A 10,894-nucleotide genomic window follows, 5' to 3' on the forward strand; every position below is an offset into this window, starting at 1 on the left:
TTGCAAGCCCACGATCATGAGCATCGGTTTACTAGGACAAAAAATCGGCATGACCAGCGTTTACGACGCGAATGGTCGGATGCGTCCGGTGACCGTGATCGCGGCGGGCGATAACGTGCTTTTGCGCCGGGTTACGGCGGAGAACGACGGTTATTCCGCCGTGAAAGTTGGGTTTGGCGCGCAAAAAGAGTCGCGCGTCACGAAGGCATTACTCGGCGAATTCAAGGCAGCCGGCGCCGAGCCGAAGAAATTGATGCGCGAATTTCGCCTCGAAGCGGATGCGCCGGAAGGCGAGATCAATTTGAGCGTGACGCAGTTTCAACCAGGCGACTGGGTGGACGTCATTGGCCGCTCGAAGGGCAAGGGCTTCCAGGGCGTCATGAAGAAGCACAATTTCCAGGGTCAGGGCGCGGCGCATGGCTCGAAGACCCATCGGCGCAACGGCGCCGTCGGCAATCGTTCTACCCCGGGTCGCATTTGGAAAAACATGGGCATGCCTGGTCACATGGGCGACGAGCGCGTGACCGTGCAAAACCTGCAGGTGATGCAGGTGCGCGAAAACGAGAAAGTGATTTTGATTAGCGGCGCGGTCCCGGGATCGAACGGCAGTTATGTCGTGATCCGGCCGGCGATTAAGAAACCAGCGGCGGAAGGCGCTAAGAAATAATGAGCGCAAAGGTTTTAACGGCGGAGGCGGCGAAGGAAGCCAAGATCGAATTAATCGAGACCGGTCGCGGAACCCAGGCGTTGCACGACGTGGTCGTGGCCATGCGGGCGGCGCGCCGATCCGGCACTGCGAGCACCAAGACGAAAGCGACGGTTAATCTTTCCGGCGCAAAACCCTGGCGGCAGAAAGGCACCGGCCGGGCGCGGGCGGGCTATAAGTCGTCGCCCGTCTGGCGCGGAGGTGGCGTGGTCTTTGGACCGCATCCTCGCGATTACTCAAAGAAGACTTCGAAGACCTTGCGCCGCCTCGCGTTTCAAAAGGCATTGAGCGAGCGGATCAAAGCCGGAGATGTGCTGACCGTCGATAAATTCGGGGTTACCGATCCGAAGACGAAATCGTTCGTCGCCCTGGTAAAGAAGCAGACGGACGCCCGGAAAGTCCTGGTGCTCTCGGATTCATTCGATGAGAACACCTATCGCTCCGCCCGGAACGTGAAGCCCGTCCTGCTCGCGACGGCCGCTAATGTGAATGCGGAGCAATTGCTCGCCTTCGACAAGATTTTGATCACGCCGGCAGCGTTGGAGCATTTGGCCGAAAGGATGAACCGCGAATGAACGAACCATACGATTTCATCCAGACCGTTCAGCTGACGGAAAAGGCTTCGCTCCTGAGCGAGAAGCAAAACAAATACGTTTTCCGGGTCTCGCCGCGGGCGAACAAGATCCAGATCAAGCAGGCGATCGAGCGCCTTTTCAACAAGAAGGTCGTGGCGGTGAACACCTGCAATTATGCCGGGAAAAAGAAGCGCGAACGCCGGGCTGATTTCGGCCGCAAGGCGCATTGGAAAAAGGCAATCGTAACGCTCAAGGAAGGCGAGAAGATCGATCTCGTCTAACCGTTATGGCTCTCAAAAGTTTTCGTCCGCTTACTCCCACGCTTCGGTTCAAGTCGCTTCCGGCTTTCACTGAGATCACCAAATCGAAGCCGCATAAGAGCCTCATCGAGGTAAAAAAAAGAAGCGGCGGCCGGAACAATAACGGCCGGCTGACGGCGCGTCATATCGGTGGCGGCCACAAGCAGAAGTACCGGAAGATCGATTTCAGACGACGCAAGCACGGTGTCGCGGCCGAAGTGACGGCGATCGAATACGACCCGAATCGTACGGCGCGGATTGCTCTTCTCAAATACGCGGACGGCGAGATGAGTTACATCCTGGCTCCGGACGGACTGACCGTCGGCGCAAGCGTGATGTCGGGAAATGACGCCGCGCCCGATCTCGGAAATGCTTTGCCGCTCAGCGTCATTCCCCTCGGCGCGAATATTCACAACATTGAAATTGCGCCGGGCCGCGGTGGGCAGATTGCCCGGAGCGCCGGGCAGCAGGCCACGCTCAGCAACCGCGAAGCCGGCTATGCGCTGGTCAAACTCCCTTCAGGCGAGATTCGCCGGATTCACGAGACCTGTTTCGCGACGATCGGCCAGGTTGGCAACGTCGATCACATGAACGTCTCCAGCGGCAAGGCTGGGCGGACCCGCTGGCAGGGACGGCGCCCGCATGTCCGCGGCATGGTCATGAACCCGATCGATCACCCGATGGGCGGCGGCCAGGGTAAATCGAAGGGTGGCGGCGGACGGCATCATCCAGTCAGTCCGTGGGGACAGCTGGCGAAAGGATTTAAGACCCGGGCGAAACACAAACCGAGCGACCGTTTCATCATGCAGGACCGCCGGAAGAAATAATTTTAGGATATGGCCAGATCACTGAAAAAAGGACCGTTCGTGGCGCCGCATCTTCTCGAGAAGATCGACAAGATGAATACGTCGGGCATCAAGAAGCCGGTAAAAACCTGGGCGCGTCGCTCGATGGTGACGCCCGATTTCGTTGGCCATACCTTTATGGTGCACAACGGCAAAACTTTTATCTCCGTGTTTGTGACGGAGAACATGGTGGGTCACAAGCTCGGTGAATTTTCGCCGACGCGAGTCTTTAAGAAACACGGTTCGCACACGGCGAAGGTGACGAAGTAGTTGAGAGTTTTTAGTTGAGTGTTGAGAGACGATTTGTTGGAAGGCGGCGAGCCGGGAAAGTGCGGCTCTCCACTCTCAACTATTTACTCTCAACTTCTCTGCTGCTGGCAGCAGAGAACAGTTCTTTGACAGAATCCAAGATTGAAAATGCGGACACGAAGGTGACCGCCGCGGATTTGCTTTCCCAAAACGAAGCGCTGCGGAGGGAATTGTCGCTTGCCCGCGAGACGGTCACGACATTAACGGACAGTCTGGCGGAATCGAATGTGCAGGCGGAAGTTTTTCGCCGGAAATACACGGATCTCCAGTTGCGCATGGAAGCGCTGGGACTCGAAGCAGCGGACAAGGACCGGGCGAAGCTGGAGCAACGGCTCCTGACCGCGGTCTCGGACCTGCACCTATCGCAAAAGGAACGCGAGCAATATCGGGATCAGAGTTTGCGCCTGAGCGAGGCGATTCTGCATCTGCTGAAAACCTCGAGTGGGGGTGACGCCGGGGCGCGGATGGAAGTCGAAGCGGAATTGCGCCGGACGAACGAGCTGGTTGCGAAAATACAGAATGCGCCGGCGGAAACGGGAACGTTGATGGACGGCAGCGTGATCAGCCTAAAGGAAGAATGGTCGCTGGTGGTCGGCAACATCGGGGAAAAGCAGGGCGTGAAGACGGGAATGCCGATGCGGGTGATGCGCGGGGAAAAGTTGATTGCGACGTTGCGAGTAGTGGACGTGCGGCAGCGGATTTGCGGCGCGGTGATTCAAGAAATGGGTTCTGAAAAAGAGAAAATAAGAGTGGGCGATCGCCTCCAGGCGGACGCTCGCAAGAACGTAACTTTAAAATAAATGCAAGTTAGATCGACATATCGGTACGCGAAGATTTCGGCGTTTAAGGTGCGCGAAGTCACCCGTGCGATTCAGGGTCTGCCGGTTTCGGCGGCCCTGGACCTGGTGGCGTTCAGCCCGAAGAAGGCTGCGCACCTGATCGCGAAAACGCTGAAGAGCGCGGTCGCCAACGCCGAGAACAACGCAAACCTGCGGGTGGATGGATTGGTCGTGAAGGAAGCGACGGTAGGAGAGGGCCCGACAATGAAGCGAATGATGGCGCGCGCCCGGGGAAGCGGCAGCCGAATCCTAAAACGCAGCAGCCATATCCGGATCATTTTGACGGACGAGATTGAAATCAAAACCCGCGACAAAAAGAAGGGCGGGAAGAAGGCCGGTGGGTCGAAGAAGAAGCAGACTCACACAAAGGGCGCGAAGGATACGAAGGATACGAAGGAATCCAAGAAGGCTGAGCCAGAGAAGTCCGAGCAGTCGGAGGCGAAGGAGTAATTTATGGGACAAAAAGTTAACCCAGTTGGGTTTCGTCTCGCGGTGAATCGCGATTGGCGTTCGAAGTGGTACGCCTCGCCCCAGGAAATGCCGGACTTTTTGCACAGCGACCTGAAGATTCGCGACTACGTAAAGAAAAAGCTCCAGTTTGCCGCGGTTTCGAAGATCGTGATCGAACGCGCCTGGAACAGCATTCGCGTGACCATTTACACCGCGCGCCCCGGCATCGTGATCGGCCGCAAAGGAGCCGAGATCGAGAAGATGACCGAAGAGATTTCGAAGATGGCGCAGGGGAAACAAATCAAGATCGACATCCAGGAAATCAAGACGCCGGAGCTCGATGCGCAGCTCGTGGCGGAAAACGTCGCACTCCAGATTGAGCGCCGGATTGCTTATCGGCGGGCCATGAAGAAAGCGGTGCAGGTAGCGATGGATTTCGGAGCGCAGGGCATTCGCCTGCGCAGCTCGGGACGCTTGAATGGAGCGGAGATTTCACGGTCGGAATGGTATCGCGAAGGGAAAGTTCCCCTGCACACCCTTCGGACGCCGATCGACTACGGCTTTGCCGAGGCCAATACCGTTTACGGCAAAATCGGAGTGAAATGCTGGTTGTGTAAGAAAGAAGAAGCGCCTGCCGAAGCCGCGGCGCCAGCTCTTCCGCCGCCGCCTGAGCCCGTTGAAGCTTAAGAATTTTACGAAGGAAATATCGCCATGGCCTTAATGCCCAAACGCGTGAAGTACCGGAAGACCCAGCGGGGAAGCCGCAAGGGGACCGCTTCGCGTAATCTGAGAATTGATTTCGGCGAATTCGGTTTGCAGACCCTCGAACGCGCCTGGATCACCAATACGCAGATCGAGGCAGCCCGGGTGGCGCTGACCCGCAGCATGAAGCGCAAAGGCAAACTGTGGATCCGGATTTTCCCGGACAAATCGGTCACTTCGCGTCCGCCGGAAACCCGAATGGGTAAGGGAAAAGGCCAGCCGGAGTATTGGGTGGCGACGGTCAGGCCGGGCAACATTTTGTTTGAGCTGGATGGCGTCACGGAATCGGTCGCCCGCGAATCGCTCCGGCTCGCCGCGGATAAATTGCCAGTCCGGACGAAGTTCCTGACCCGGCACCATGTGGCCGCAGCCTAACGGATTATGAAATTCAAAGAAGTTGCAGAAATGAGCACCGACGAGTTGCAGACCAAGAAGCGCGACATGCGCCAGGAGAGTTTGCACCTGCGCCTGCAGCAGCAAAGCGGACAGCTCGAACAGCCAAGCCGGTTGCGGCTCCTGCGCCGGGATGTGGCTCGGATTGAAACGGTTCTCGCACAGCGCGCGGCCAAGGCAGAGGTGACAAAGCCGGAGAAGAAATAGCATTATGGCCGAGGAAAATCAGGACAAGACGACGGCAGATTCGAGTGCGGACGCGCGCGGGACGCGGAAGACGCGCACCGGCGAAGTCATTTCGAGCGGAATGAACAAGACGATCGTCGTCAGGACGGTGACGCGGGTGCCGCACGCAAAGTTCGGCAAGATCGTTAAACAAATGAAGAAGTTTTACGCCCACGACGAGGAGAACAAAGCCAAGGCCGGAGATACGGTCCGGATCATGGAAACGCGCCCGCTGAGCAAGTTGAAGCGGTGGCGCCTAGTCGAAGTAGTGCAGAAGTAACGAGGCAAAAGATTTTTATGGTTTACCTACGATCCAGACTTGATGTGGCGGACAACAGCGGCGCACGCATGGCGACGATGATTGGCGTGATCGGCAAGGGGACCTCGCAATCAGCCAGCATTGGTGACGTCATTGTGGCCAACGTGAAGGAAGCGAGTGCGACCGGCACGGTGAAGAAGGGCGAAGTAATTCGGGCGGTCGTCGTCCGGACCAAGCAGCCGATCAAACGCAATGACGGCTCGGTTTTGCGCTTCGATAACAACGCGATCGTCGTGATCGACAAAGATTTGAATCCGCGCGGCACCCGTATTTTCGGGCCGGTCGCGCGCGAATTGCGGGAGCGCAATTTCATGAAAATTGTCTCGCTCGCTCCGGAGGTGTTATGATTGGCAAGGCAGGAATGAACAACGGAAGTCAGGCATCTTGCCTGACTCGGGCGACAGGCTGCCAGCCTGTTGCTTTCGTCGCCGTATCGACAAGCAGGATGCTTGTCGGCCGAGACAGGCTGGAAGCCTATCCTCCCATTTTATGAACCGCATCAAACTGCACGTCCGAAAAGGCGACAACGTCGAGGTCATTTCGGGGAACTTCAAAGGTTCCTCCGGGAAGGTCCTCGAAGTGATTGCGCGCAAACAGCGCGTGCTCATCGAAGGGGTGCGGATGATCAAGAAGCATCTCAAGAAGTCGCAGGACAATCCCCAGGGGAAGATCGCTGAGCGCGAGGGCCCGATTCACATTTCAAATGTGAGGGTTTTGGAGCGCGGGGAGCGGGCGGCAGGCAAAGGCAAGGAGTCGAAGAAGAAAACGACGAAGGAGAAGCCGGCCAAGAGCAAAGCTTCCAAGAACAAGGAAGCGAAAGAGGAATAGGCAGTGAAGAACGAATTTTACGAGCACTACAAGAACCGGGTGATGCCGGCGTTACAGAAGACGCATGGTTACAAGAACCCGCACCAAGTCCCGAAGGTGGAGAAGGTCGTGATCAACACGTCGGTCGGCTCGCAGTCGGACGTAAAGCAGGCCCTCGAAGATGCGAAGGCGGAGCTGGCGCTGATCAGCGGGCAAAAGCCGGCGGAGACGCGGGCGAAAAAGAGCATCGCGAACTTCAAGTTGCGCCAGGCCCAGGCGATTGGCGCCAAGGTTACTTTGCGGGGCGAGCACATGTATGAATTCCTCGAGCGCCTGATCAAGGCGTCGCTGCCGCGGATCCGGGATTTCCGGGGAGTCTCACCCAAGGGGTTTGACGGACATGGGAACTATACGCTGGGCGTTTCCGACCAGGCCATCTTTCCGGAGGTCGAGCTCGATAAAATCAAGCGCAACATCGGATTTGATGTTACCATCGTCACCACGGCGCGGACGAACGAAGAGGCCAAGTCGCTCCTGAGCGAAATGGGAATGCCGTTCAGCGACCGGGCCAAGAAGGTCGCCACGGCGACTTCCTCCGCCGGGGAACCCGCCGCCGCGCCAGCCACCGAATCCAAATGAGCACAGTTACAGATCCTATCGCTGACCTTCTCGCGCGCGTGCGCAATGCCGCCAACGCGCAGAAATCCGAGATGTTTGTTCCGTACTCGAAAATCAAGGCGGAGATCGTGCGCATTTTGAAGGATGAAGGGTACATCACCGATTACGTGGTGGACACCGAGGGGGCGCATCCCCGGATCAAGATTACGAACAAGATCGCCAACCGCGCCAGCGCGATCACCGGCCTGAAACGCGTGAGCCGGCCCGGCTTGCGCCGTTACGTGGGGGCGCAGGACATCCCGCGCGTTCTCGGCGGAATGGGCGTTTCGATTCTTTCTACCCCGCGCGGGATCCTTTCCGGACGGGAAGCCAAAAAGCAAAACGTGGGGGGCGAGCTGCTGGCCTACGTCTGGTAAGCGGCGCAATTTGTTATGTCACGGATTGGAAATAAAGCAGTCGAGATTCCCGCCAAGGTGAAGGTGAACATCGGCAACGATGGCTCCGTCGCCGTGGAAGGACCGAAAGGGAAGCTGCAATGGACTTTGCCGCGCGAGATCAAGGCGAGCGTGCAGGATAATCGGGTTTCGCTCGTGCGCGACGCGGAGACGCGGAGCGTAAAGGCGTTGCACGGTCTTTCCCGAAGCCTGGTGAACAACATGGTGCATGGAGTGAGCGAGGGATTTGCCAAGAACCTCGAAATCGAAGGCGTCGGCTTTAAGGCGGCCGTCCAGGGCGCGGTTCTAAACCTGAGCCTGGGGAAATCGCACCCGATTTTGTTTCCCATTCCGAAAGATATTAAAATCACCGTGACTGACGCCACGAAGATCGCGATCACGGGGATCGACAAAAAGTTGGTCGGCCAGGTCGCGGCGGACATTCGGCGCTATTACCCACCGGAGCCTTACAAAGGCAAAGGCGTGCGCTACGCTGGCGAAGTGATCCGCCGGAAGGAAGGCAAAACCGTTCAATAGTTATGGCGCTGCTCGATCGTAAAATTACCCGGACCCGGATCCACAAGCGGATTCGGAAACGCGTGAGTGGGACGGCGGAACGGCCGCGCCTGGCGGTGCATTTTTCCGGCAAGCATGTCTATGCGCAGGTCATCGACGATGACGCAGGCAAAACCCTCGTCTCGGCGGCAACGACCGAAGAGAAAATCATCGGCAAGTCGAAGGGCGGGGCGAATCGCGCTTCCGCCGAGCTGGTGGGCAAGGCGATCGCGGAGCGTTTGATCTCGAAGAAAGTCGAGAACGTCGTCTTCGACCGCGGCGGCCACATTTATCACGGCAAGGTGAAAGCCCTGGCGGACGCGGCCCGCGAAGGCGGATTGAAATTCTAGAATACCATGGCACAACCACACAGCGGCGGCGGACGACGGCAGGAACGCCACACAGACAAAAGTTCAGCAGCGAGAGGGGACACGACCGAGAAGGTGGTCTTCATCAATCGTTGCGCGAAGGTCGTTAAAGGCGGCCGGCGTTTCAGCTTCAGCGCCCTTATCGTCGCGGGCGACCATGATGGCCAGGTGGGCGTCGGATTCGGAAAAGCGAACGAGGTCGCGGAGGCGATCCGGAAAGCTTCCGAAGCGGCCCGCAAATCGATGGAGAAAATGTCGCTCCACGAAAACACCATTCCGCACGAAACCATTGGCGAATTTGGTGGTGGGCGAGTGTTGCTGCGTCCGGCTTCCCCGGGAACGGGCGTGATCGCCGGCGGCGGAGTCCGCGCGGTGGTCGAGGCGGTGGGAATCCGCGACGTCCTCGCGAAGTCACTCGGCTCCAGCAATCACTCCAATGTGGTCAAGGCTACGATTGAAGCATTGCGCGCCCTGCGCCGGCGCGATGAAATTTTGAAGACCCGCGGGATCCGGGTGAACGAGCAAAAGGAGACTGAGCAATCATGATCCGGCTGCACAACATGCAAACGCGGCCCGGCTCAAAGCACCGGGTCAAGCGTCTCGGGTGCGGAGAAAGCTCCGGCCACGGCAAGACGAGCGGTAAGGGCCATAAGGGACAGAAAGCGCGCTCCGGCGGCAGCCTGCGTCTCGGATTTGAAGGCGGCCAGATGCCGCTGATTCGGCGACTGCCGAAACGCGGGTTCAACAACGCTGCTTTTCACAAGAATTACTCGATCGTTAACCTCAGCGACCTGAGTTCTTTCAAGGAAGGCACGGTCGTGAACGAGCAGCTTCTCCGGGAATCGAAGGTGATTCGTGGCCAGGGAGCCGGTCTCAAGATTTTGGGAGACGGCGAATTGAAACACGCGCTCACGATCGAGGCGGACAAGATCAGTGCTTCCGCCCGGGAGAAAATCGAGAAGGCTGGCGGCACCGTAACCATGCGGGAAAAGCCGGTCCAGGGGTCTCGGGCCGAGCACAAGCCAACTCAGGCGGCGGAACCAGCGGAAGAGGCTTCGGATGCCCAACCGAAGGCGAAGACCAGCAGGAAACCCGCGGCCAAGAAAAAGGCGCCTGCCAAGGCCGCGGCGAAGAAGAAATCAACGCGGAAGCGCTAGTTTTGCGGTTGATCAACAAATCCTAGGCGATGGTCTCGGCGTTTCTCAACACGGTCAAAATTCCGGAACTGCGGCGGCGGATCCTGTTTACCCTCGCGGTCATCGTGATCGTGCGTTTGGGTGCAGCGATCACCACGCCGGGGGTAAACCAGGCCGTTATCCAGGAGTGGTTCCGCACCTCCCTCACCGAGAAAACGGGGAGTAACGTCGCGGCTCTCTTTAATTTGTTCAGTGGCGGGGCCTTGGAAAACTGCGCGATCTTTTCGCTCGGCATCATGCCTTACATCAGCGCGTCGATCATGATGCAGCTGCTTACGGCGGTGATTCCAAAGCTTGGCCGGTTGGCCAAGGAAGACGGCGGGCGCCAGAAAATCATGCAATACACCCGGTATGCGACCGTGGCGCTCTGCCTGGTGCAGGCCTATTTGCTCGCCATCTCATTTCAGCATCCTGAGTCCTACCAGACCATGCTCCCGGGAATTACCGAGACGATGGCGAAGATAGGAATTCCACTCGTGGACGATCCTGGGTTGATGTTCCGGATTGTGACCGTTTTATCTCTCACCACAGGCACATTGTTTTTGATGTGGCTCGGTGATCAAATCACGGAGCGCGGGATTGGAAACGGTATTTCGTTGATCATTACCATCGGCATCGTCGCGCGCCTGCCCGCGGCTTTGGCGCAGGCCTGGAAGACCTTTGTCCCCTCGGCGGAGACGGGCGCCAGCCAGGTCAATCCGGCCATCCTGGTCCTGATGGTGGCGTTCCTGTTTATTGTGATTGCCGCGGTCATCGCGGTGACGCAGGGCGTCCGCAAAATTACCGTGCAATACGCAAAGCGGGTGGTGGGCCGGAAGATGTATGGCGGCCAAACCCAGTATATGCCGCTGAAGGTGAATTACGCGGGCGTCATGCCGATTATTTTCGCCTGGGCGCTGCTCCTCTTCCCAAACGTGATTGTGAGCACAGCCTTCCAGAACAGCCGGACGGCCAAAACCATTTCCGACATGCTTGCCACTGGCTGGCTGCATTATGTCATTCTCGCGGCGATGATTTTCTTCTTCAGTTATTTCTGGGTTGCAACGCAGTTTCAACCGTCACAGATCGCCGACGACCTCAAGAAATACGGCGGATACATTCCTGGCGTTCGACCTGGCAAGCCGACGGCGGATTTTCTCGATTACACAATGACGCGCCTCACATTTGCCGGCGCGCTCTTCTTAACGGCGATTG

Annotated in this window: 19 protein-coding genes and 1 pseudogene; all 20 read left to right on the top strand. The window is 57.9% G+C overall.

Annotated features, from left to right (window positions below; all coding sequences use genetic code 11):
* Nucleotides 1-16 precede the first annotated feature (16 nt).
* Nucleotides 17-667, top strand: coding sequence for a 50S ribosomal protein L3 (gene rplC, locus VJU77_16265; protein ID HKP04909.1), 651 nt, complete (start codon nt 17-19; stop codon nt 665-667).
* Nucleotides 667-1,281 (top strand): 50S ribosomal protein L4, encoded by a 615-nt coding sequence (rplD, locus tag VJU77_16270; protein ID HKP04910.1) that lies wholly within the window; start codon nt 667-669, stop codon nt 1,279-1,281. The genes rplC and rplD overlap by 1 nt, the downstream gene beginning before the upstream one ends.
* Complete coding sequence (gene rplW, locus VJU77_16275; protein ID HKP04911.1) at nt 1,278-1,562, top strand: 50S ribosomal protein L23; 285 nt, start codon at nt 1,278-1,280, stop codon at nt 1,560-1,562. Before rplD ends, rplW begins: the two co-directional genes overlap by 4 nt.
* Before the next feature lie 5 nt (nt 1,563-1,567).
* A complete protein-coding gene (rplB, locus tag VJU77_16280) occupies nt 1,568-2,407 on the top strand; it encodes a 50S ribosomal protein L2 (GenBank protein HKP04912.1) in 840 nt (279 codons plus the stop codon).
* Between the two features lie 9 nt (nt 2,408-2,416).
* The gene (gene rpsS / locus VJU77_16285) at nt 2,417-2,695 is read left to right on the top strand and encodes a 30S ribosomal protein S19 (GenBank protein HKP04913.1); all 279 of its coding nucleotides are present in this window, start codon (nt 2,417-2,419) and stop codon (nt 2,693-2,695) included.
* Nucleotides 2,696-2,820: 125 nt separating this feature from the next.
* Nucleotides 2,821-3,534, top strand: a complete 714-nt coding sequence (locus VJU77_16290) for a hypothetical protein (GenBank protein HKP04914.1) — start codon at nt 2,821-2,823, stop codon at nt 3,532-3,534.
* A complete protein-coding gene (gene rplV / locus VJU77_16295; GenBank protein ID HKP04915.1) occupies nt 3,535-4,023 on the top strand; it encodes a 50S ribosomal protein L22 in 489 nt (162 codons plus the stop codon).
* A 3-nt stretch (nt 4,024-4,026) separates the two neighbouring features.
* Nucleotides 4,027-4,710: a 30S ribosomal protein S3 gene (gene rpsC, locus VJU77_16300; GenBank protein ID HKP04916.1), complete on the top strand. Its 684-nt coding sequence runs from the start codon at nt 4,027-4,029 to the stop codon at nt 4,708-4,710.
* A gap of 24 nt (nt 4,711-4,734) precedes the next feature.
* Nucleotides 4,735-5,160 carry a 50S ribosomal protein L16 gene (gene rplP / locus VJU77_16305; protein ID HKP04917.1) on the top strand — a complete coding sequence of 142 codons (426 nt, stop codon included), beginning with the start codon at nt 4,735-4,737 and terminating at the stop codon, nt 5,158-5,160.
* 6 nt (nt 5,161-5,166) lie between these two features.
* Nucleotides 5,167-5,385, top strand: a complete 219-nt coding sequence (rpmC, locus tag VJU77_16310; GenBank protein ID HKP04918.1) for a 50S ribosomal protein L29 — start codon at nt 5,167-5,169, stop codon at nt 5,383-5,385.
* A gap of 4 nt (nt 5,386-5,389) precedes the next feature.
* Entirely contained in the window at nt 5,390-5,683 is a 294-nt protein-coding gene (gene rpsQ / locus VJU77_16315; GenBank protein ID HKP04919.1) for a 30S ribosomal protein S17, read from the top strand.
* 17 nt (nt 5,684-5,700) lie between these two features.
* Nucleotides 5,701-6,069, top strand: coding sequence for a 50S ribosomal protein L14 (gene rplN / locus VJU77_16320; protein HKP04920.1), 369 nt, complete (start codon nt 5,701-5,703; stop codon nt 6,067-6,069).
* Between the two features lie 142 nt (nt 6,070-6,211).
* On the top strand, nt 6,212-6,550 hold the full coding sequence (gene rplX, locus VJU77_16325) for a 50S ribosomal protein L24 (GenBank protein ID HKP04921.1): 339 nt from the start codon (nt 6,212-6,214) through the stop codon (nt 6,548-6,550).
* Between the two features lie 3 nt (nt 6,551-6,553).
* Nucleotides 6,554-7,168 carry a 50S ribosomal protein L5 gene (rplE, locus tag VJU77_16330; GenBank protein HKP04922.1) on the top strand — a complete coding sequence of 205 codons (615 nt, stop codon included), beginning with the start codon at nt 6,554-6,556 and terminating at the stop codon, nt 7,166-7,168.
* Nucleotides 7,165-7,563, top strand: a complete 399-nt coding sequence (gene rpsH, locus VJU77_16335; protein HKP04923.1) for a 30S ribosomal protein S8 — start codon at nt 7,165-7,167, stop codon at nt 7,561-7,563. Before rplE ends, rpsH begins: the two co-directional genes overlap by 4 nt.
* Nucleotides 7,564-7,578: 15 nt before the next feature.
* The gene (rplF, locus tag VJU77_16340) at nt 7,579-8,118 is read left to right on the top strand and encodes a 50S ribosomal protein L6 (GenBank protein HKP04924.1); all 540 of its coding nucleotides are present in this window, start codon (nt 7,579-7,581) and stop codon (nt 8,116-8,118) included.
* A 2-nt stretch (nt 8,119-8,120) separates the two neighbouring features.
* Nucleotides 8,121-8,486 (top strand): 50S ribosomal protein L18, encoded by a 366-nt coding sequence (gene rplR, locus VJU77_16345; GenBank protein ID HKP04925.1) that lies wholly within the window; start codon nt 8,121-8,123, stop codon nt 8,484-8,486.
* A gap of 6 nt (nt 8,487-8,492) precedes the next feature.
* The gene (gene rpsE, locus VJU77_16350; protein ID HKP04926.1) at nt 8,493-9,050 is read left to right on the top strand and encodes a 30S ribosomal protein S5; all 558 of its coding nucleotides are present in this window, start codon (nt 8,493-8,495) and stop codon (nt 9,048-9,050) included.
* A pseudogene (rplO, locus tag VJU77_16355) lies at nt 9,050-9,478 on the top strand (50S ribosomal protein L15). The gene rpsE and the pseudogene rplO overlap by 1 nt, the downstream one beginning before the upstream one ends.
* Nucleotides 9,479-9,690: 212 nt before the next feature.
* A partial coding sequence (gene secY / locus VJU77_16360) for a preprotein translocase subunit SecY (GenBank protein ID HKP04927.1) occupies nt 9,691-10,894 on the top strand: 1,204 nt, incomplete at its 3' end.

The organism is Chthoniobacterales bacterium (genome assembly GCA_035274845.1).
Taxonomy (GTDB): Bacteria; Verrucomicrobiota; Verrucomicrobiia; order Chthoniobacterales; family UBA10450; genus AV80.